This is a genomic window from Streptomyces sp. KR55, assembly GCF_052245645.1.
GTDB classification, from domain to species: Bacteria; Actinomycetota; Actinomycetes; order Streptomycetales; family Streptomycetaceae; genus Streptomyces; species Streptomyces flavusporus.
In genome coordinates, this window is record NZ_JBQQCE010000150.1 from 1 (window position 1) to 20660 (window position 20660).

The following is a 20660-nucleotide window of genomic DNA, read 5'->3' on the forward strand; positions in this document are numbered from 1 at the left end:
CCGACCCGGGCCAGAGCGAGGACGCCTTCGAGGTGTGGCTGCGCGGCCAGGGCAAGTCCCTGTACACCGAGGACGGCGGACTCGGCTTCACCGCCGACGACCTCACCCGCTGGTGGACGTTCACCGATGAGCTACGCCGTGAGGGCACCGTCTCGCCCGCCGAACAGACCACCCAGCTCGACGGCACCGTCGAGAACACCCCGCTCGGCCGCGGCAAGGCCATCGCCGACATCAACTGGGACGCTCCGGCCAGCGGTTTCGTCCCGCTCGTCGGCGAGGGCGTCACGCTCGCACCGATGCCGTCCGGGGAGGACGGCACGCCTGGCCAGTACTTCAAGCCGTCGATGTTCATGGGCGTCTCCGCCGACTCCGGGCATCCCGAAGAGGGCGCGCTGCTGATCGACTTCATGCTCAACGACCCCGGCGCCGCGAAGATCCTCGGTGCGACCCGCAGCATCCCGGTGAACGAGACCCTCCGCGAGGAGACCGCCGGGTCCCTCACGGACTTCGACCGGACCATCCACGACTTCCAGGCCACCCTCGAAGGCGAGCTCAACGACCCGCCCCAGGCGCCCCCGTCGGGTGACAGCGCGCTGCAGACCACCTTCCAGCGCGACTACGACCAGGTCTCGTACGAGCGGATGTCACCCCGCGAAGCGGCCGAGAACTACATCACCGAGGCGAAGGCGGAGCTGAGGTCATGACCACCACGCAGATACCGACGGCCGTACGCCCGAAGGGCGTTGCCCCGACAAACAAACCCCCGCGCCGCCGACGCGAGGGCGCCGCCTGGGTGTTCCTCTCCCCCTGGGTGCTCGGTGCCTGCGTCCTGACGCTGCTGCCGATGGCCGTCTCGCTGTACCTCTCCTTCACCGACTACGACCTGTTCAACCCGCCGAGCTGGGTGGGGCTGCGCAACTACACGCAGATGTTCACCGAGGACCCACGCTACTGGCGCTCGGTGGTGGCGACCCTGACGTACGTCGTCATCGCCGTGCCCCTGCAACTGGGGCTCGCACTCGTCGTCGCGCTCGCCCTGAAGAGCATGAAGCGGGGCAAGGGCTTCTACCGCTCGGCGTTCTACGCGCCCTCGCTGCTCGGCGCCTCGATGTCCATCGCCCTGGTGTGGCGGGCGATCTTCAACGACGGTGGCACGGTCGACAACCTCTTCGGCACCGGCGGCTGGGTGAACAAGCCCGGCTGGGCGCTGCTCGCGGTGGCACTGCTGACGGTGTGGCAGTTCGGGGCGCCGATGGTGATCTTCCTGGCCGGACTCCAGCAGATCCCCGGGGAGTTGTACGAGGCCGCGGAGGTCGACGGGGCCGGGCGGTGGCGGCAGTTCCTGTCCATCACCGTGCCGATGCTGTCCCCGGTGATCTTCTTCAACCTGGTGCTCCAGACGATCCAGGCCTTCCAGGTCTTCACCCCGGCCTTCGCGGTCAGCGCGGGCAAGGGCGGGCCGACCGACTCGACGCTCTTCTACACGCTCTACCTCTACGACCGTGGCTTCGTCGCCTCCCACATGGGCTACGCCTCCGCCATGGCCTGGGCACTGCTGATCGTCATCGGCGCGGTGACCGCCGTGCTGTTCCGCACCTCGCGCTCCTGGGTCTTCTACGCCTCCGAGGGGGACCGATGACTACGGCAACTCCCGCTGTCCGCAAGCCCGTTGCCTGGCGACGGGTCGCCCTGCACGCCGGCTGCCTGGCCGCGCTGCTGGTGATGCTGTACCCGCTGGCCTGGCTGGTAGCGACCTCGCTCAAGCCCGCCGACGAGGTGATCGCCAGCCTTCAGCTGCTGCCGAGCCGCCTGGAGTGGTCGAACTACTCCACCGCCCTGGACGGTGTGAACGACGTCTCCGTGGGCCGGCTGCTCACCAACTCCCTGCTGATCGCGGGCGGTGCGGTCGTCGGCAACGTCCTGTCGTGCTCGCTGGCCGCGTACGCCTTCGCGCGACTGCGGTTCCGCTTCCGGGGCCCGCTGTTCGCCTTCATGATCGCCACGATCATGCTGCCGCACCACGCGGTGCTGATCCCGCAGTACATCATCTTCAACCAGCTCGGCATGGTGAACACCTACTGGCCGCTGATCCTGCCCAAGTTCCTCGCCACCGAGGCGTTCTTCGTCTTTCTCATCGTGCAGTTCATGCGCGGGCTGCCGCGTGAGCTGGAGGAGGCGGCGCGCATCGACGGCTGCGGGCCGTTCCGCAGTTTCTTCCTGGTCATCCTGCCGCTCACCCGCCCCGCGCTGATCACCACCGCGATCTTCACGTTCATCTGGACGTGGAACGACTTCTTCACCCAGCTGATCTATCTCTTCTCGCCCGAGAAGTTCACGCTGACGCTGGCCCTGCGGGCGTTCGTGGACGCCTCCAGCCAGTCGTCGTTCGGTCCGATGTTCGCGATGTCGGTCATCGCCCTGCTGCCGATCGTGCTGTTCTTCCTCGCCTTCCAGCGGTTCCTCGTGGAGGGCATGGCCAGTTCGGGGGTCAAGGGATGAGCACCCGTACGCGTACGACCCGTGAGCCGGGCGAGCTCTTCGGCCCCCGCGCGACCCTCTTCGCGGACATGCTCAGCATCGGCCTCGCCACGGCCGTGGCCTGTCTGCCGCTGGTGACCGTGCCGGCCGCGTTCTCCACGGCGTGCGCCGTCCTGCGCGGCGTACGCGAGGACCGGCCCGCAACCGCGGGGCGGTACCTCACCCTGCTGCGGCAGCGGCTGCGCACCGGTGACCTGGCGGCAGGTGCGGTGGTCCTCGCGGGCGTGCTGCTGCTGGCCGCGGACCTGGCCCTCGCGGGCGCGGGACTGCCCGGAGCGCGGCTGTTCGCCGTGGCGGCGGGCGCCATCGGCGCGTGCGCGGCGGTCGTCGGACTGCGTGCGTGCGCCCGCCCCGAGTCACTCACCGACTGGCCCGCGGCCGTGCGTACGGCGGCCCGGGACGCCGTGCGGGATCCGGGCGGCAGCGGCCTGGTCCTGCTCGCCCTCGTGGCGGCCGTGCTGTGCGGCTGGATGCTGCTGCCGCTGGCCTTTCTCGCACCGGGGCCGCTGGCCCTGGCTCTGACGTCCGTCGACGTACGACTGGAGAGCATGTGATCGCCCGCAGAACATTCCTCGCCACGACCGCCACGGCCACCGCGGCCACCGCGGCCACCGGGATCAGCGGCGCGCCCGCCGCGGCCGAGCCGCGCACGGACGCCGGCTTCCTCGCCCTGCTGACCGAGGCCGCCGACCAGCGCGTCACCGGGCTGCTCACGACGTACGGCGAAACCATCACCGACCTGCGCGACCGGGGCCGGGCCCGGGCCGCGGCCCGGGCGCTGCGCACGTTCACCTCGGTCTACGTGCACAAGGAGTCGGCGTACCACCACTCCCCCGACCTGCTCGGCCCGCTCCGCGAACTCGCCGACACTCTCGCTGAGGAGCAGTACGACGACGGCCTGTACGACCAGGGCGCCGTGCACTCGCCCCCGGACACCGCCTTCTCCGTCGTCGACCTGAATCTGGCGTACGCCCTGCTGGACCGCGACGGGCACCGGCCGACCGAAGGCGTGCGCAACGTCGTCGAGCAGGTCCTGGACAAGGCGGGCCCAGGTCTTGCGACCGGTGGTGTGCACACCGCCAACCACCGCTGGCTGGTGTGCGCCGCGCTGGCCCGGATCCACCGCCGCCGGCCCGACCCGGCGTACGTCCGCCGCATCGACGCATGGCTGGCCGAGGGCATCGACCTGCTGCCCGGCGGCGAGTACAGCGAACGCAGCCCCACCTACTCGGCCGTCGTCACCAACCCCGCCCTGCTCACCCTGGCCCGCCATTACGGCCGTACGGATCTGTATGCCCCCGTACGCGCCAATCTCAAGGCCACTCTCTACGTCATCGAGCCCAACGGCGAGGTGGAGTCGGTGCATTCGCGGCGCCAGGACCAGACGGCGCTGCGCTACCTGCCCGAATTCTGGCTCCAGTACCGGGAGATGGCGATCCGCGACGGCGACGCCCGCTTCGCCGCCGTGGCCGCGCTGCTGCAGGAGCGCGGCACGGACCAGACCTTCGGCGAGACACCGCTGGGCGACCGGCTCGCGGAGGTCCTGGACCGCCCGGAGCTGGCTCGTCCGCTGCCGTCACCGGCACCGCTTCCCGAGAATTTTGTGCACCACGACCCGGACTGCCGTCTGGTTCGCGTACGCCGGGGCACCCACACCGCGACCGTCTTCGCCGGCACGGACTTCCCCGAGGTGCGGGCCATTTCCTCGGGCCTGTCCACCAATCCCACGTTCTTCAAGATGCGCAAGGGCGCGGCGATCCTCGACTCGCTGCGCCTGTCGCCGCAGTTCTTCTCCCTCGGTCACTTCCGTGCCGAAGGGCTCGAGCCGGTCGACGGCGGCTGGCGGCTGCACGCCGAGGTACGGGCCGCGTTCCACCAGCCCCTGCCGCCGCAGCACCGCCGGCCCGACGGCGACTATCCGCTCAGCAACGACGGACGTTTCTGGTCCGCAATGGACTTCCCGCACCGCCCCAAAGAGTGGCGGACCCTGCGCACCGAGGTGCTGGTGCGTCAAGTACGCGACAGCGGCTGGGAACTGGACTTCGACGTCTCCCGGTCCGCGGTACCCCTCGCACTGGAGCTGTGCTTCCGCCGCGGCGGCACCTTGACCGGTGAGGGGCTCGAACCCGTTGCAGGCCAGTCCGACACCTACCAGCTCGTCAGCGGCGAGGCCGCGTACACCGTCGGCGACGACCGGATCGAGTTCGGCCCCGGCAACGGCAAGGGCGGCAAGCAGCCGCCGGTGGTCGAACCCGGCGAACGCTACTCGTGGATGAACGGCTCCCTCACACCGGACGGCATCCGCGTGCTGATCACCGGCAGGTCACCGCTGACGTACCGGCTCACGCTGAGGTGATCGTCACTCGTCGACTTCTCGTCGGGCGTCTGCGCAATTGAGCCGATAGGCCACCGCAGGGCGAATTCAGTGGCGTCAGCGCCGGGGTGGGTTCCTGCGCGGGGTGATGGTGGCGTTCGGCAGGGTGGGGGCGGGCAGGCGGTCGCCGTCGTACCCCTTCACGGTGCCGAAGCGTTCGGAGGCGTGCTGCCAGTCCTCCCGGGCCCGGACGATGTCGTCATGACTGCGGCCGATGAAGTTCCACCACATGACGATCTCCTCCTCGAAGGGAGTCCCGCCGAGCAGGACCGTGCGGGCCCTGACGTCCGACTCGTTCGTCAGCGACAGGGCGCCGATGCCGGGGTGGGCGTAGCCCATGTCCGCCGGACGCAGCAGGGTGCCGGCCATGCGGACGTCGCCGTGGTCGACGAGGAGGCCGTGCTCGTAACCGGGGTCCACGGCGAGCGTGACCGATGCGCGCGGTTCGAGGGCGATCTCGGCGCCGAGCAGCGGCGTGAAGGTCCGCACCGGGGAGACGGAGCCCGCGAGCGAGCCGAGGAAGACCCTGATCTCGGCTCCGTCGATGTGCACCGGCTCGGGTACGTGGTGCTGGAAGTCCCTTTCGGTATGCCGGTGTTCATCGGGCAGGGCCACCCACAGTTGCACGCCGTGCAGGATCGTGGTCCGCGGCGTCGAAACCTCGGAGTGGGCGATGCCGTGTCCGCCGGTCATGAGGTTGAGTTCACCTGGCCGTACGAAAGCGTGGCTGCCGAGCGTGTCGCGGTGCTCGATCTCCCCGCTGAACAGCCAGCTGACCGTCTGCAGTCCGGTGTGCGGATGCGGGGCGACGTTCATGCCGCCGGTGGTAGAGACGTCGTCGGGGCCGTAGTGATCGGCGAAACACCACGCTCCGATCAGCGTCCGGGCCCGCTGCGGCAGCGTGCGCCGTACGGTCATCGCCCGCGGCCCGCCGAGCGGCACCTCGCGCGGAGAAATCACGTCGACGCGCGGCTCCTCCGCCTCTCTTTCGGTGTCCGCTCCGCACAGCATCTCCACGGGGTCCGTTTCCACGTTGCTCATCGGATGCCGCCTCTCGCCCGCCCCAAAGGGTTTGTTTAAAATAGAACAACTTGTGTCCGAGTATACGGAGCCCACGACCGCGTACACCACGCACCACGTGGACGGGGCGCCATCACCGAAGGAGTCCCGGGTTGAGCAGCGGCACGACGGAACCGGCGGTTCAGCGGATCTTCATCGACAAGCAGAGCCCAAAGGCCTACGACGCCCTTGTCCAGACGTCCGAGGCGGTCCGAGCCGTCGCTGCCGACGCCGGACTCGACCGCACCCTCGTAGAGCTGATCAACCTGCGCGTCTCGCAGATCAACGGCTGCGCCTTCTGCCTCCACATGCACACTCGGGCCGCCCTGCGCGGAGGCGACACCCCACAGCGGCTCGGGGTCCTGGCGGCCTGGCGGGACACCGAACTGTTCACGCCCGCGGAACGAGCCGCACTCGCTCTGGCGGAGGCCGTCACCAGCCCCGCCGACGCCACGGCACAGGAATCCGCCTACGCCGCGGCGCGCGAGACACTCACCGAGGACCAGATCTCCGCGGTGATCTGGGTGGCGATCACCATCAACGCGTTCAACCGGGTCTCGATCATGAGCAAGCACCCGGTACGGAACAGCTCCCGACCGTGATCTGCCCGCCTTCAGGCCATGCGAGGCGTCGCCCCGGATCGCCCCGAGGGCGCCACGCCGTCATCCTGGAACGGTGGGGGAGTCTCCTCGCTGCCGGAAGGATCCCCGATGAAGGCCGTACGAGCCCACGACCGTGATGCCGCTGTGGACGGCCTGGTTGTGGAGGAGGCACCGTACCCGTACGCGGGCGAGGGCGACGTGATCGTAAAGGTGCACGCGGCCTCCTTCACCCCGGATGAGCTGGCCTGGCCGGCCACCTGGGTCGACCGGGGCGGCCGGGACCGAGCGCCCGTCATTCCGGGACACGAGGTGTCGGGTGAGGTCGCCGAGGTCGCGGTCGGCACGACCGGGCTGTCGGCCGGTCAGCGGGTCGTCGGGCTGACCGACTGGAACCGGGACGGCACTCTCGCCGAGTACGTGGCGGTGGAAGCGCGCAACCTGGCGCCACTGCCTGCGGGAATCGACCATGTGCAGGCGGCGGCTCTGCCGATGCCGGGCCTCACCGCCTGGCAGGGCCTGTTCATACACGGAAGGCTGGAGGCCGGGCAGAGCGTGCTGGTGCACGGAGCGGGAGGGGGCGTGGGAATGGCCGCGACACAGCTTGCCCGCGAAGCCGGGGCGCGCGTGATCGGGACAGGGCGCGAAGGCAGCCGGGACCAGGTGCTGGAGCTCGGCGCAGAGGTTTTCCTCGACCTCCAACAGCCGGCGTGGGAGGAGGCTGTGGGCCGCGTCGACCTCGTCTTCGACGCCATCGGCGGGCAGGTACTCGCCCGCTCGGCCGCCGTGGTCAGGCCCGGCGGCACCCTGGTGACCATCGCCCATCCCCCGAACGTGCGGCCCGAGGACGGCCGGGCTATGTACTTCATCGTCGAACCCGACCGCGGTCACCTCCTGGAGATCATCGGCCGGCACCGGGAGGGCCGACTGCGCCCGCTGGTGGGTGCCGTCCTTCCTCTGGACCGGGCGCCGGAGGCGTTCCGCGCGAAGAAGGGAACAGTCGGCAAGACGGTCATCCAAGTTGCGTGAACGCTGAGCTAGTCGGCGGGGTTGTCGCGACGGATGCTCTCCACGAACGCTGCCTCGTCCTGTGCGACGCGGTTGGCTTCTTCGAACACACTGAGGACCTGTGCAGCGGGGACGACGGCAGCGCCGGACGCGTCCGCGAACACGTAATCACCCGGGCGGACGGTCACGCCGGACACGACGACCGGCCGGTTTGCCTCGAATGGCGTCACCACATCGCCGCCCCATTTACTCGTCTGCCCCAAGCAGTAGACGGCGAAGTCGTACGTCGCGATGTCGACGAAGTCCCGGAGACGACCGTCGGCCAGGACCCCGGCAAGACCATGCACTGCCACCAGCGAGAGCTTTGTTCCGCCGCCGAGTGATACGTCGGTATGCCCGTTGCCGGCCAGGACCAGCACCCGCCCCTGTGCGCCCTGTCCGATGGCGTCTTGGAACAGCCGGGAGAAACTGAATTGCTCAGGTGGGAGTGCTTCCGCACATGCAGGGAGAAACGAGATCGTCACCGCGGGGCCCAGGAGGACACGGCCCGGGGTCGGGCTCACCAGGTCGTTGATGTGACACCGGTGGCGGTGCATCCGTCCCATGGCATCGACGACGTCGGGGGTACGTACTCGCGAGGCGAGATCCTGCAGGCGGTCGTTCTCGCGGGCAGTCATGCCGGTGTGGGGATCTTGAGGTAGTCCAGTCCGCCGGCGTCGAGCCACGTCTCGGTGGGAGAGCGAACCAGGCGAAGCAGAACGCCGTCGCAGCCGGGACAGCGCAGCACCATCCCGGGACCATCGAGGTAAGCGTGCGTCTGGGCAAGCACCATCTGTTCACTGCAGCCGCGGCATCGTCCAGACGCCACGGTCATATCGGTTCCGAACAGGGCTTCGAGGTCCCCGGCGGCGGCGTTGCCGTCAAGGAAGTCCGGCGTCAGGGTCATGGAGATTCAGCTCCTCATCCGCTGGGTCCAAAACGCTCGGTGCGGATACGGCCGGGCTGGTGGCCGAGGGCCACCAGCAGGCCGGCGGCCGTTTCGACGAAGCCGGTGGAACCGCAGACGTAGCAAGTGGGTTCAAAGTCCGGTGGCCACCCGGCGTTCGACAACTCCGAAGCGGTGAACCGCCCAGGGGGCCGCGGCCACTCGGCCGGGGTGGAGCGGGTATAGAGGTACGTCTTGTCGAGGCCCGGATCGTCCCCTCTCAACTCGGATACGAAGAGCTGGTACTCAGGGCTGCGCACGACGTACACCAACCGGAAGGGCGTACGGCTGCCGACCGCGCGGCGCATGCGGATCATCGCCATCAGCGGCACCAGGCCCGAGCCGCCGCCCACCAGCAGAATCGGCTCCTTCTGCTCGGGCCGCCACACAAACCAGCCGCCGACCGGTCCGCGCAGTTCCACCACGTCGCCCACTGCGAGTTCGTCCGTCAGGTACGGGGAGACCTCACCGTCATCGACACGCTGCACGGTCAACTCGACGCTCTCGCCGTCGGGTGCCGACGCCAGTGAGTAACTGCGCTGTGTGCTGTAGCCGTCCTCCGCCGTGAGTCGCACATCGACGTGCTGCCCCGCCAGATGACCCGGCCAGCCGGGCACCTCGAAGACGAGGGTGCGCGCAGCGTCGGACTCGATACGCCGATCGGTCAGGCGGGCTGTCGTCCAGCGCAGCCGGTCCCCTAGTCGCCCTGATACCGCTGCTCGCGCCATGGGTCCCCATAATCGTGGTAGCCGATGTTCTCCCAGAAGCCCCGTTCGTCCTCATCGAGCAGTTGGATGCCGTGCACCCACTTGGCGGACTTCCAGAAGTACAGGTGCGGAACCAGCAGCCTGGCAGGGCCGCCGTGCTCCGGCGCGAGTTCCTCGCCGTCGTAGCGGTAGGCGATCCATGCCTTCCCGTCGAGGAGATCCTCCAGGGGCACGTTGGTGGTGTAATCGCCGTAGGAGTGAACAAGTGCGTAGTCGGCACTGGTCTCCACGTCCTCCAGAAGGACGTCCAAGGACACTCCCTGCCACTCCGTGTCGAACTTCGACCACTTGGTGACACAGTGCAGGTCAACGGTGGGAGTCTGGCTGGGCAACGCAGTGAATTCCGCCCAGTTCCAGCTGTGCCGTGTGCCCGTCTCTGTGCGGATGGTGAACTCCCATTCGTCAGGGTTCACCGTGGGGGTGGGTCCTGCGGACAGAACGGGGAAGTCGGTGGTCTCGTACTGCCCAGGAGGCAGTCTGTGCCGGGTATCCCGCGCTCGGCCGTGGAATCCGCGCGAAACGATGGGCATGCCGTGCCCCCATTCTCCGAAGCGAGCGGTTTCCATTCTCCAGGACATCGCACAGCACAGCATCTCGGCAGAAGAAGGCTCCGGAGTGGTATGGCTTCAGAACCACGTCATGGATCACATCACTGAAGAGCGGAGGAGCCCGTGAAGCTGGTACGCGACGCGATGACCACCGACGTCGTCACGGTCGAGCCCTACACCTCGCTGACCGCGGTGGCAGCCTGCATGCGGGAGGCCGACGTCGGCTGCGTTCTGGTGACCAGCGACGACGCCCTCCATGGGCTGGTCACCGACCGCGACATCGCGGTCCGCGTCATTGCCGAAGGACTGATTGCCGGCAGCATCACAGCGCTCGAGGCCGCCTCCGGGGACCTCGTCACCGTCACCCCCGACACGTCACTGTGTGATGCAAGCGCGCTCATGCGTGATCACGCATTGCGCCGGCTGCCCGTCGTGGACGAGGGTCGCATCGTGGGTCTGCTCTCGCTGGGCGACATCGCCTCCACCCCGCACGCGCAGGAGGTACTCATCGCACTCAACAATGCACCAGCCAACCACTGACATCCGAGCACTGCCTGTCTGGTACTTGAGCTGTGCCAGCCCGCTGCGCTTCCGGCTCATCGCGGAAGGAGGGACAATATCCGGGTACCGCACAACCCAGAAGTCGTCTCCTGCCGGTTACCGCAGTCCGTTCGGAAACGACGACAACACAAACGCGGAGGACCGAGATGACAGAACAGACGCAGAAGGCCGTTCTGGCAGGCGGATGTTTCTGGGGCATGCAGGACCTGGTTCGACGCCAGCCCGGAGTGACGTCGACCCGCGTCGGCTACACCGGCGGTGACGTGCCCAACGCCACGTACCGCAACCACGGCACACACGCCGAGGCGATCGAGATCACATTCGACCCCGATCAGACCGACTTCCGCACGCTGCTGGAGTTCTTCTTCCAGATACACGATCCGACGACGAAGAACCGCCAGGGCAACGACGTCGGTCTCAGCTACCGCTCGGCCATCTACTACGTGGACGAGGAGCAGAAGAAAGTGGCGGAGGATACCGTCGCCGATGTCGACGCTTCTGGCCTGTGGCCCGGCAAGGTTGTGACAGAAATTGAACCTGTCGGACCCTTCTGGGAGGCCGAGCCCGAGCACCAGGACTACTTGGAGCGCTATCCCAACGGGTACACCTGCCACTTTGTCCGCCCAGGCTGGCGGCTTCCCACACGCGCGAGGGATTGACGGCGGCGAACCGCACAGGCGCCTGGACTCTACAACCTGTCAGGCGGGGCCCCACACGCTCGGCTTAGGTGTCATCGCGCCCGAGGGCTGCCCGCCGACCGGCCGCCGGAGTCACGATGTCGTACGACAATCTGGTCATCGTTCTCGCCGTGTCCGCCGGCGTCCCGTTCCTCCTCGCGGTGATGCCCCGCGTCCCTCTTCCGGGCCCGGTCCTCGAGATCGTGGCCGGGATCGTCCTTGGCCCGGCGGTGCTGAACGTGGTGCAACCGGACGCCACCGTCCAGGCCTTGTCGATCATCGGCCTGAGCTTCCTGCTGTTCCTTGCCGGGCTCGAGATCGACTTCCAGCAACTACGCGGTCCGTGGGCACGGCTCGTCGGTATCGGTCTGGCGGGCACACTTGCGCTGGCCGCGACCATCGGCTGGGTGCTGCACATCGCCGGGCTGGTCGAGAGCCCGCTGCTGATCGGAACCGCGCTGGTAGCCACGTCTCTGGGTCTTCTGGTCCCGATCCTGAAGGATGCCGACGCGGTCGATCGGCCGGTCGGCCAACTGACCATCGGTGGCGGCTCGGCAGGAGAGATCAGCGCCGTGGTGTTGCTGTCGCTGTTCTTCTCCGAGCATTCATCGGGCCCGGCCTCCAGGCTGCTTCTCCTGCTCGGCCTTGCTTGTCTGGTGGCGCTCATCGTGGTGGCCTCGATGCGTGCAGGACGCTCCATGTGGCTGTCCGGGGCCGTGGTGAAGCTGGCGGACACGAGCGCCCAAGTCCGGGTCCGCTTGACAATGGCTCTGATTGTCGGCCTGTCCGCGGTCGCCCTGCACCTCGGATTCGAGGCCATTCTGGGTGCCTTCATTGCGGGGGCCGTGCTACGGCTGGTCGACCCCGACGCCGAACGGATGCACCCGCAGTTCCACGTCAAACTGGAGGGCCTCGGCTATGGATTTCTCGTCCCGGTCTTCTTCGTGACGAGCGGTATCCAGTTCGACGTCGGAGCCCTGTTCGCGGACGCTGGGACGGTGCTGCGGGTACCGATGTTCCTTGCCGCGCTGCTCCTCGTCCGGGGACTGCCCGCATTGGCCTACCGCAGCGCCGGGCTCTCGCGCGCGGAGATCATGGCCAGCGGACTCCTGCAGGCCACCTCCCTCCCCGTCATCGTGGCCGCGACAACGATCGGCTTGAAGCTGGACGCGATCCGACCGGCCAACGCCGCCGCGCTGGTGGCGGCAGGCCTGCTGTCAGTGGTCGTGTTTCCTCTGACGGCCTTGCCATTGCTGAACCGTTCACGAGCATCCGCAAGATCGGGGCCCGAAAAGGACCCGGATTGATCCCAAGAACGGCTCCCGCTGTTACTTGGCAGACGCAGGCGTACCGCAACGGCGGCAAGGGATGCTGGAAGGCGGGGAACGGGTGGGTCGGCCCGCCCCGCCGACGACGGGAACGAGGACGTCAAGATGAGCGACAAGGCCCGGAAGCTGTTCGAGGCACTCGACCTCGACCAGAACGGAACCCTGACCCGCGAAGAGGTGATCACCGCCCTGCGCACGAAGGGCCCGTCTCTTGCCGCGTCGGGGGATCTGCCGTTCTGGGGCGTGGGCGACGCCGATGCCTCCTCCGCGCTGTTCGACGCCGCTGACCAGAACGGGGACGCGGTACTGACCCTGGAGGAGTTCGCGGCATTGGTCGACCGCCGTTTCGGCTGGCACTGACACTGGACCGGCCTCCGCTGCACGAGCGCTGCTCTGCGCACGCGGCGGTCATCCGCTGTAGGCGGCGTGCAGGCGCGGCACGCGGTACGGGGCGCGCGTGGGGCCGGCCGCGTGCATGAGCCGTACGTCGCACTGGGCCCCCCTTGTCTCCGACGGCATGGCACCCGTACGCTCACCGTCCATACCGACTGGATGGTATGCCCCGCAGGAGCGTCGGTACGCGACGACGGCCGCCTGTCGGCCGTGCCGGGCCGCCGATCCAACGCGACCGTCGAAGGAGCCGCCGGAGATGAGCAGCATCAACCGCCAGGTGCGCCTGGCCGCACGCCCCGTGGGAGAGCCCCAGCCGACCGACTGGGAGCACGTCGAGGAGCCGACCGGGCAGCCGGGCGACGGGGAGTTCCTGGTGCAGGTGCTCTGTCTGTCGATCGACCCGGCGATGCGCGGCTGGATGAACGCGGGCAGGTCCTACATCCGCCCGGTGGAGATCGGCGAGGTGATGCGCGCTGGCGCGGTGGGAAGGGTGATCGCCTCCCGGCACTCCGGGTTCGCGGTCGGCGACCATGTGTCGGGCTCGTTCGGCGTGCAGGAGTACTGCGTGTCGGACGGGCTCGGCGTGACCAAGGTCGACCCGGCGGTGGCCCCCTTGCCGACGTATCTCGGCGCTCTCGGCATGTCGGGCCTGACGGCCTACTTCGGCCTGATCGACATCGGGCGTCCCGAGCCCGGCCAGACCGTCGTCGTCTCCGGAGCGGCGGGGGCGGTCGGCAGTGTCGTCGGGCAGATCGCCAAGATCCTGGGCTGCCGGGTCATCGGCATCGCCGGCGGCGAGTCCAAGTGCCGGCTGGTGGTCGACGAGTTCGGGTTCGACGCCGCGATCGACTACCAGAACGAGGACGTCCGTAAGGCGCTGCGCGAGCATGCCCCCGACGGCGTCGACGTGTACTTCGACAACGTCGGCGGTGACGTTCTGGACGCCGTGCTGCTGCGGCTGGCGCGCGGTGCCCGCGTCGTCGTCTGCGGCGCGATCTCCCAGTACAACAGCACCAAGCCGCAAGGCCCTGCCAACTACCTGCAGCTGCTGGTGAACCGCGCATCCATGACGGGCATGGTGGTGTTCGACTACGCCGACCGGTACTCCGAGGGCATCACCCAGCTGGCCACGTGGCTGGCGGAAGGCCGGCTGAAGTCTCTCGAGGACGTCGTGTCCGGCGACGTGACGGCGTTCCCCGAAACCCTGATGCGGCTCTTCCGTGGTGAGAACCACGGCAAGCTGGTGCTGAAGATCGCGGACTGACGGGCAGAGGGGGGAGGAATCCGGTGAAGGCACTGACCTACCACGGCCGTCACGACATCCGCTACGGGGATGTCCCCGACCCGGCCGTCTCCAGGCCCACCGACGCGGTCGTCCAGGTCACCACGGCCGGCATCTGCGGCAGTGACCTGCACATCTACGGTGGCAACCCGTTCAGCCCGGAACTGGGCTACACGCCGGGACACGAGTGCGTCGGTGTGGTGGCGGACACCGGCGGCCAGGTCACCCGCTTCAAGCCCGGCGACCGGGTTCTGGTGCCCGCCTCGGTCGGCTGTGCCCTGTGCCGGTCGTGCGCGGCCGGGTTCACCGCCCGGTGCGAGCGCGCCAAGTCCAGCACGGACCTCTGCTACGGAGTCAGCCCGCAGCTTCCGGGCAGCCAGGCCCAGGCCCTGGCGGTGCCGTACGCCGATGTCAATCTGGTGCACCTGCCCGAGGACATCTCCGACGAGGCCGCCGTCGTCCTGACGGACAACGCGCCCACGGCCTGGTACGGCTGCCGCCGTGCCCGCATCCAGCCCGGTGAGACCGTCCTGGTCATCGGCCTCGGCCCGGTCGGCCTCATGGCCGCCCAGTCCGCCTTCGCGATGGGCGCCGCGCGGGTGCTGGGCGCGGACCTGGTCGCGGAGCGCCGCGCCTTCGCCGCCACCCTGGGGGTCGAGCCGGTCGAGGGCGAGGACGCGCGGACGGCCATACGGGACATGACCGGCGGACGCGGGCCGGACGCCGTGGTGGAGGCCGTGGGCTCGGACGCCACCATCGAGCTCGCCCTCAAGGCCGTCCGGCAGGCCGGCCGGGTCAGCGTCATCGGGGTCAGCCAGAGCAAGGCATTCCCTTTTCACATGGGACTGGCACAGGTCAAGGAACTGGAGTTCGCCATCGGGCTGTGCTCGGTGCACTACGAACTCCCTCCCCTGATCGCCCTCACCCGTGCCGGCCGGATCAAGCCCGAGGTCGTGGTCTCCCACCGCTTCACCCTCTCCGAAGGCCCGGCGGCGTACGAACTGTTCGCAGGCCGCTCCGACGGCGTCCGCAAGATCCTTCTCGACCCCACCCGCTGATTCTCCTGCGCAGGGCCGCCTCGTCCGGGCGGTCCCCACCCTGCCGGGCTCGCCCGGTGTGCTCGCGGACCACCGCGGCATGACGAGGCGGTCGGCAGGGAGCCGCGGCGCATCGGCAGTCGGCAGGCATTTCGACTGGTGAACACCGATGACCGGTGATCTTGGCCCGCCCCTCTTCCATGCCTACGGCTGCGCGGTGCCGCCGATCAGCTGCGAGACGCGGGTTGCGCCGGCGCGCACGGCATCCCCGAGCTGCCGGTGCCGCTGCTCGAACAACTCCACGGGTACGGATGTGGCCAGGGCCCCCGCGACCTTCCCGCCTGCGTCGAACACGGGAGCGGCCAGGCACGACAAGCCACCCTGGAACTCCCCGACCTCGATCGCCACGCCGGAGCGGCGCACCCCTGCCAGATCTTCCTCCAGAACGTCGGGAGTGGTGATCGTGCGCTCGGTGAGCCGGGGCAGTCCCTGCTGCCGCAGGTGGTCACGACGCCGCTCGGCCGGCAACGACGACAGCATGACCTTGCCGAAAGCCGTGGCGTGGGGAGCCTGGTGGAAGCCGACGTCGAGCGGCTCCGCCCGCCGCGCCGAGGGCGAGTCCACGACTTCCGCGACGACGATCTCCTCGTCGCGGAAGACAGTGAAATACGCGGCGGCGGCGCACTCGTCGTGGATCTGGTGGAGCACACTGAGCACCCCGGGGGTCACCTCGAGTTGCTGGCACAGGCGCCGGTGCAGGCCGGTGAGTTTGTACCCCAGCCCGTACCCGCGGGACTGGTGGAGCCTGACCAGATAGCCCTCGTGGACCAGGGTGTGCAGCAGGCGGTACGTCGTCGGGAGGGTGAGGCCCGCGCGCCGGGCGACGGCCTTGGCGGTGATGCCGTCACCGCCCGCCGCGACCGCCTCGAGCACCCGCAGAGCACGGCGGACCGATCCGAGCAGGTCTCCGGTTTCGGCGGCGGACGCCTCAAAGCCGTGCATCATGCGCCTCCTGCGCGGCCAGGGGAGGCCGACGCGTCGCCCCGCAGGGCCTCGGATGGCCGGCTCCCGGGGAACGGGCCGCCAAGCCGCCCTCAGGGAAGCGGTGCCCTGCCGGACCGGACAGGCCGGTCCGGCCCCGGCGGCCGAGGGCTGTCTGGTGTGCGACGGTCATGCGGCGATGGTACGCAACCGGTTCATGGCCACGTACAGCTGACCGGCCAGCAGGCCCCCGACCAGTTGAGCCACGAGGTACACCGGCAGCTGCGACCAGTCCACCGGCCCTCCGGCCGAGCCGGACACCAGCAGAGGCCCCAGCGTTCGCGCAGGGTTGAGGGCCGCTCCGGTGACCGGGCCGACAGCCACCGCGATGGCGAAGACCGCGAATCCGATGGGCAGGCCGGCGAAGCCGCCCGGGGCGCGCTGGTCGACGACGCCGAAGACGACGAAGACCAGGATGAAGGTGCCCAGCGCCTCCGCGAGGAACGCCTGGGACGGGGCGGTCGGAGGGGCGTAGGACGCGACGCCGAGGCCGAGGTGCACCGCGCGTGTGCCGAGTACGCCGACGACGGCCCCGGCACCGGCCACCGCCCCGGCGCACTGGGACAGGACGTATCCCGCCACCTCACGTCGGGGGATTCTGCCCGTGGCCGCCAGGGCGAGGGTGACGGCCGGGTTGATATGGCAGCCGGACACATGGCCTATTGCGAACACGGCGGCCACCACCGCCATGGCGAAGGCGAAGGCGATCACACCGAGGTCGGCCATCGTGAAACTGGTCTTCCCGGTTTTCTGCAACATGAGGGTGGCGGGAATCGATCCCACGCCGAGAAAGACGAGGAACGCGGTGCCCAGGAACTCGGCGAGCAACCGTTGGAGATATGTGTTCTCGGTGTTTTCTGTCATGGCTTACCGAGCGCCGGGCACGAGGATGGCGCGGCCCTGCAGCCGACCCTGATCGAGATCGTCCATGGCGTCGTTCACCGCGTCGAGCGGATACGTCGTGGTGTGCAGGCGCACCTTGCCCTGGGCGGCGAGCGTCATCAGTTCGTCGAGGTCGTTGTAGCTGCCGACGAGGTTGCCGATGACGTTGATCTCGTTCGAGATGATGTCGATGGTCGGAACGTGGACGTGCCCCCCGTATCCGACGACGAAGTAGGAGCCGGCCCTGCGGAGCATGGCGACACCCTGTGCCTCGGTGCCGCGCTCGCCCACGAAATCGATGACGACGTGCGCGCCTTGACCTGCGGTGATCTCCCGCACCGCGGCCACCGGGTCGCCGTCGGCGCGCACGGTGTGATGGGCGCCCAGGCTCTTGGCCAGCTCCAGGGCCGCGTCAGAGGTGTCCACGACGACGATCTCGGCAGCGGTCAGGGCCACCAGGGCCTGGATGCCGATGTGCCCGAGGCCGCCGGCGCCGATCGCGACAACGCTGGCGCCGGGGTACAGCAGCGGCACCGCCTTGCGTACGGCGTGGTAGGCGGTCAGGCCCGCATCGGCCAGCGCGGCGACATCGGCGGGTTGGAGACCGGCGCCGAGCTTCACGCACGAGCGTGCGCTGGTGAGCATGAACTCGGCCATGCCACCGTCGCAGTCGATGCCTGGGAAGGCGCTGTTCGCGCAGTGCACATCATCGCCCGAACGGCATGCGCGGCACAGACCACAGGTCATCAGCGGATGAATGATCACGGGATCGCCGACCGCGACATGGGAAACTCCGGAACCGATCTCCCGCACCCATCCGGCGTTCTCGTGGCCCAATGTGTACGGCAGCGACACCTGCGACTTGTCCTGCCACTGTCCCTCGATCACATGGAGGTCGGTTCGACACAGTCCGGCCCCACCAATTTCCACGATGACGTCCTGCGGTGAGGTGATCTCGGGTTCCGGCACCTCTTCCACAAGGGGCCGCTGGTGATACTGGTGCACGCGCACTGCCTTCATTTGGGAACACTCCTCGTGTGTCAACTACCCGGCGCTAAAGCGCCGGGCTTGCACAACGGGCATCACTGGCGGTGATGCTGCGCTTGCGTCCAGCCCCAACCCGGCGCGTGCGCTCCGATGGTGGGGCGGGGGCCGTTGACTGGGCCTCGCTTCGCCACAACTCCCACGCGCGGGCGCGGATGTTGCGGGAGCTGTTCCGGTCCGCGTGATCAACGAATCCGCAGTTCCGGCACGCGAACCAGGCCTGCGAGACCCGGTTCGCCTGGTCGATGTGGCCGCACTCGGCGCAGGTGCGGGAGGTGTACGCCGGATCGACGTACACCACCGGCACCCCGGCCCGGCGGGCCTTGTACGCGATGAACGCCCCCAGCTGGGCGAAGGACCAGCTGGAGTGGGTGGCCCGTTGGGGCTTGCGAAGCCGTACCCGCTCGCGGATTCCCGTCAAATCTTCCAGGGCGATCCCGCGACCGGTGCGTTCAGCCTCGGCCACCACATGCTTGGCGATCTTGTGGTTGATGTCCCGCGCCCGCCGCGCCTCCTTGCGCCTGCGCCGCTTCAGCCGGCGCTTGGCGGACGGGGTGTTCTTCTTCTGCAGCTTTGTGCGCAGCGTGCGCTCCCGCACCCGTGCGCGGTTGAGCCCGCGTCCAGCCATGATCTCGCCGTCACTGGTGGTGGCGATGTTCACGATGCCCAGGTCGATGCCCAGGAAGCCCGCCGGATCGGCGTTCAGGGGCTGCTCGGGCACCTCGCAGGTGGCGTTCAGGAACCACATGCCGTCCCGGCACACCAGGTCGGACTCGCCCCGGCGGTACAAGGCCAGGGCGGCCAGCTGCTCGGGGGCGGCGGCGAACGCCACGTCCCTGACCCGGCCGGCCACCGTCCAGATCGACACGTGCCGCTCGGCGATCTGCCAGGACAGCATCCGGTCGTCGTATGGCTGCGCGCCCTCCGGACGGAAGGCGATGGGCTTCCCGGCCGCCTTCCGGTGCCGCTTGGAGCCCGGCGCGCCCAGGTTCCCGGCCTTCAGGTTGGCCTTCAGCGTCGCGTAGGCGTCACAGGTCTTCTTGATCACATGCTGGGCGGCCTGGGCCCCCAGCCCCCACCTGGTCTTGATCTCGTCGTAGGTGAGCCTGCGCAGCGCGAAGTTCTTCTTCACATCTTTTTCGAAGGCGACCCCGCTGGCCCAGGTCGCGGCCTCGTTGCAGGCGCGCAGGGTCGCCTCAAGTGCCGCCGCCTGCACGGGCGTCGGCAGCAGCTTCACCTGCACCACCAGCTTCACGCCCGCGACGCTACCCCGCACCTTCCAGCCCTGCATTCGAACACAGAAACTCTCTCCGGCCGCCTGCCGGACCATCCCGGCGCTCCGCGCCAGACGCCACCGCGGTGCTCCGCACCGCCCACCCGGGATGCGATTCCTCCCGGGCGTAAACGCCCGGGGTTCCTCGCAAGAATCCGCTGAATCCCGAAACTCGGGGCGAGGAGATCGTCACGGGCTCGTAACCGGACGGTCAATGGAACGGCACCCCGAAGATTCCGCCTGCTGAAAAATTAGACAACTCATTACGAAAGGTGCGAAGCCCTCAGATATCAGGCGCTTCCCTGGCGCGGGCGGCCTGCCGATCATCGGCCGGCGCCGTACGATCTGCCTCCGTCACCTGCTGCAGGCCCGCAGCCAGTCGACATACGTCCATGGAGAGAGTCTGATGATCTTCATCACCGCCAAGTTCCGAGTCCGTCCCGAGCATGCCGACCAGTGGCCGGAGATCACCGCCGACTTCACCGAAGCCACGCGCCGGGAGCCCGGCTGCCTCTGGTTCGACTGGTCGCGAAGCGTGACGGACCCCACGGAGTACGTCCTGGTCGAGGCCTTCCGCGATGACGAAGCAGGCGCTGCTCACGTGCAGTCGGCGCACTTCAAGGCCGCGCAGCAGACGCTGCCGCCGCATCTGGTCGAGACCCCTCGCATCGTGAACGCGAACGTTCCGCAGGACGACTGGTCGCTGCTGGGCGAGATGGCCGTTCCCGAGCAGGAGTAGCACGAGCTGGGCGCACTCCCACGGAGTGACTTGCGTGCGACGGCGGCGGCACCATTACGCGCCCGGCGGGCCGTCACGCCCCGCGGAGCCGGTACGACGAAGCACGCGGCGCCCGCACGGCCGATACTGGGGATGAGCCGCTGCAAGCCCAGGCAGGCGGGACGGGTGGGAGCGCCCGGCGCACCGCACTACGAGTCCCTCGAACGGTGCAAGGTTGATGGGGCGATGGACGACACATCCCTGACGACGCTCAGCGAGAGCCCGGAGGACCCGTTCTCGATCCACCAGTCGGCGTCCGCCGTCCTGGACGACCACGGGCGGGTCGTCGCCTGGAGCGAGCAGGCCACGAGCCTCCTCGGGCATCGGGCCGACGAGGTGCTGGGCCGGCCGGTACGCGAGGTCCTGATCGCCGGCGGAGACGAGGCCCTGATCGCCGAGGCGGTCGCCGCATGCCTGCGGGAGCGCGGCTGGTTCGGGCTGCTGCCGGTCCGGCATCGCGCGGGCCACCGCGTGTACGTGGGGTTC

23 protein-coding genes and 1 pseudogene are annotated in these 20660 nt (G+C 68.9%); 15 read left to right on the forward strand and 9 right to left on the reverse strand.

The window, feature by feature from the left end; genetic code table 11:
* The 5 genes and pseudogenes from ACTWQJ_RS22385 to ACTWQJ_RS22405 form a co-directional block, all read left to right on the forward strand.
* A pseudogene (locus ACTWQJ_RS22385) lies at positions 1-704 on the forward strand (carbohydrate ABC transporter substrate-binding protein); the annotation flags it as partial.
* The gene (locus ACTWQJ_RS22390) at positions 701-1639 is read left to right on the forward strand and encodes a carbohydrate ABC transporter permease (RefSeq protein WP_443308392.1); all 939 of its coding nucleotides are present in this window, start codon (positions 701-703) and stop codon (positions 1637-1639) included. The pseudogene ACTWQJ_RS22385 and the gene ACTWQJ_RS22390, both read left to right, overlap by 4 nt.
* Entirely contained in the window at positions 1636-2499 is an 864-nt protein-coding gene (locus ACTWQJ_RS22395; protein WP_224738267.1) for a carbohydrate ABC transporter permease, read from the forward strand. The genes ACTWQJ_RS22390 and ACTWQJ_RS22395 overlap by 4 nt, the downstream gene beginning before the upstream one ends.
* Complete coding sequence (locus ACTWQJ_RS22400; RefSeq protein ID WP_443308393.1) at positions 2496-3092, forward strand: hypothetical protein; 597 nt, start codon at positions 2496-2498, stop codon at positions 3090-3092. Before ACTWQJ_RS22395 ends, ACTWQJ_RS22400 begins: the two co-directional genes overlap by 4 nt.
* On the forward strand, positions 3089-4894 hold the full coding sequence (locus ACTWQJ_RS22405) for a hypothetical protein (RefSeq protein ID WP_443308394.1): 1806 nt from the start codon (positions 3089-3091) through the stop codon (positions 4892-4894). The genes ACTWQJ_RS22400 and ACTWQJ_RS22405 overlap by 4 nt, the downstream gene beginning before the upstream one ends.
* A 75-nt stretch (positions 4895-4969) precedes the next feature.
* Here ACTWQJ_RS22405 and ACTWQJ_RS22410 read toward each other — a convergent pair whose 3' ends face one another.
* On the reverse strand, positions 4970-5953 hold the full coding sequence (locus tag ACTWQJ_RS22410; RefSeq protein WP_443308395.1) for a pirin family protein: 984 nt from the start codon (positions 5951-5953) through the stop codon (positions 4970-4972).
* Positions 5954-6084: 131 nt separating this feature from the next.
* Here ACTWQJ_RS22410 and ACTWQJ_RS22415 point away from each other — a divergent pair, with 131 nt between their 5' ends.
* Together ACTWQJ_RS22415 and ACTWQJ_RS22420 are read left to right on the forward strand one after the other, a co-directional pair.
* Complete coding sequence (locus ACTWQJ_RS22415) at positions 6085-6573, forward strand: carboxymuconolactone decarboxylase family protein (RefSeq protein WP_443308396.1); 489 nt, start codon at positions 6085-6087, stop codon at positions 6571-6573.
* A 108-nt stretch (positions 6574-6681) separates the two neighbouring features.
* Entirely contained in the window at positions 6682-7599 is a 918-nt protein-coding gene (locus ACTWQJ_RS22420; protein WP_443308397.1) for an NADP-dependent oxidoreductase, read from the forward strand.
* A gap of 8 nt (positions 7600-7607) precedes the next feature.
* On the opposite strand, the gene ACTWQJ_RS22425 is transcribed toward ACTWQJ_RS22420, so the two are convergent.
* From ACTWQJ_RS22425 to ACTWQJ_RS22440, 4 genes are read right to left on the reverse strand one after another with little or no spacing between them, the layout of a single operon-like run.
* Complete coding sequence (locus ACTWQJ_RS22425) at positions 7608-8255, reverse strand: RraA family protein (protein ID WP_443308398.1); 648 nt, start codon at positions 8253-8255, stop codon at positions 7608-7610.
* Positions 8252-8524 (reverse strand): DUF6510 family protein, encoded by a 273-nt coding sequence (locus ACTWQJ_RS22430; RefSeq protein ID WP_443308399.1) that lies wholly within the window; start codon positions 8522-8524, stop codon positions 8252-8254. The genes ACTWQJ_RS22425 and ACTWQJ_RS22430 overlap by 4 nt, the downstream gene beginning before the upstream one ends.
* 14 nt (positions 8525-8538) lie before the next feature.
* On the reverse strand, positions 8539-9291 hold the full coding sequence (locus tag ACTWQJ_RS22435; protein WP_224738208.1) for a ferredoxin reductase: 753 nt from the start codon (positions 9289-9291) through the stop codon (positions 8539-8541).
* On the reverse strand, positions 9261-9860 hold the full coding sequence (locus ACTWQJ_RS22440) for a sulfite oxidase-like oxidoreductase (protein ID WP_443308400.1): 600 nt from the start codon (positions 9858-9860) through the stop codon (positions 9261-9263). The genes ACTWQJ_RS22435 and ACTWQJ_RS22440 overlap by 31 nt, the downstream gene beginning before the upstream one ends.
* A gap of 162 nt (positions 9861-10022) precedes the next feature.
* Between ACTWQJ_RS22440 and ACTWQJ_RS22445 the strand changes: the two genes are divergently transcribed.
* The 6 genes from ACTWQJ_RS22445 to ACTWQJ_RS22470 all read left to right on the forward strand — a co-directional run bounded on the left by ACTWQJ_RS22445 (position 10023) and on the right by ACTWQJ_RS22470 (position 15177).
* Positions 10023-10418, forward strand: coding sequence for a CBS domain-containing protein (locus tag ACTWQJ_RS22445; RefSeq protein WP_443308401.1), 396 nt, complete (start codon positions 10023-10025; stop codon positions 10416-10418).
* Positions 10419-10585: 167 nt separating this feature from the next.
* The gene (gene msrA / locus ACTWQJ_RS22450; protein WP_443308402.1) at positions 10586-11098 is read left to right on the forward strand and encodes a peptide-methionine (S)-S-oxide reductase MsrA; all 513 of its coding nucleotides are present in this window, start codon (positions 10586-10588) and stop codon (positions 11096-11098) included.
* A gap of 116 nt (positions 11099-11214) precedes the next feature.
* Entirely contained in the window at positions 11215-12423 is a 1209-nt protein-coding gene (locus ACTWQJ_RS22455) for a cation:proton antiporter (protein ID WP_443308403.1), read from the forward strand.
* A 126-nt stretch (positions 12424-12549) separates the two neighbouring features.
* Positions 12550-12804: an EF-hand domain-containing protein gene (locus ACTWQJ_RS22460; protein ID WP_129796391.1), complete on the forward strand. Its 255-nt coding sequence runs from the start codon at positions 12550-12552 to the stop codon at positions 12802-12804.
* 289 nt (positions 12805-13093) lie between these two features.
* Positions 13094-14101 carry an NADP-dependent oxidoreductase gene (locus tag ACTWQJ_RS22465; RefSeq protein ID WP_443308404.1) on the forward strand — a complete coding sequence of 336 codons (1008 nt, stop codon included), beginning with the start codon at positions 13094-13096 and terminating at the stop codon, positions 14099-14101.
* A gap of 23 nt (positions 14102-14124) precedes the next feature.
* Entirely contained in the window at positions 14125-15177 is a 1053-nt protein-coding gene (locus ACTWQJ_RS22470) for an alcohol dehydrogenase catalytic domain-containing protein (RefSeq protein ID WP_443308405.1), read from the forward strand.
* Positions 15178-15360: 183 nt separating this feature from the next.
* Here ACTWQJ_RS22470 and ACTWQJ_RS22475 read toward each other — a convergent pair whose 3' ends face one another.
* The 4 genes from ACTWQJ_RS22475 to ACTWQJ_RS22490 all read right to left on the reverse strand — a co-directional run bounded on the left by ACTWQJ_RS22475 (position 15361) and on the right by ACTWQJ_RS22490 (position 19378).
* The gene (locus ACTWQJ_RS22475; RefSeq protein WP_443308406.1) at positions 15361-16161 is read right to left on the reverse strand and encodes an IclR family transcriptional regulator; all 801 of its coding nucleotides are present in this window, start codon (positions 16159-16161) and stop codon (positions 15361-15363) included.
* 165 nt (positions 16162-16326) lie between these two features.
* Complete coding sequence (locus tag ACTWQJ_RS22480) at positions 16327-17061, reverse strand: MIP/aquaporin family protein (protein WP_443308407.1); 735 nt, start codon at positions 17059-17061, stop codon at positions 16327-16329.
* A gap of 3 nt (positions 17062-17064) precedes the next feature.
* Complete coding sequence (locus ACTWQJ_RS22485) at positions 17065-18099, reverse strand: NAD(P)-dependent alcohol dehydrogenase (RefSeq protein WP_443308408.1); 1035 nt, start codon at positions 18097-18099, stop codon at positions 17065-17067.
* Between the two features lie 34 nt (positions 18100-18133).
* Complete coding sequence (locus ACTWQJ_RS22490) at positions 18134-19378, reverse strand: RNA-guided endonuclease InsQ/TnpB family protein (protein ID WP_443308409.1); 1245 nt, start codon at positions 19376-19378, stop codon at positions 18134-18136.
* 424 nt (positions 19379-19802) lie between these two features.
* On the opposite strand from ACTWQJ_RS22490, the gene ACTWQJ_RS22495 reads away from it, so the two are divergent.
* Together ACTWQJ_RS22495 and ACTWQJ_RS22500 are read left to right on the forward strand one after the other, a co-directional pair.
* The gene (locus ACTWQJ_RS22495) at positions 19803-20135 is read left to right on the forward strand and encodes a putative quinol monooxygenase (RefSeq protein ID WP_129796392.1); all 333 of its coding nucleotides are present in this window, start codon (positions 19803-19805) and stop codon (positions 20133-20135) included.
* A 225-nt stretch (positions 20136-20360) separates the two neighbouring features.
* A partial coding sequence (locus ACTWQJ_RS22500) for a PAS domain-containing protein (protein WP_443308410.1) occupies positions 20361-20660 on the forward strand: 300 nt, incomplete at its 3' end.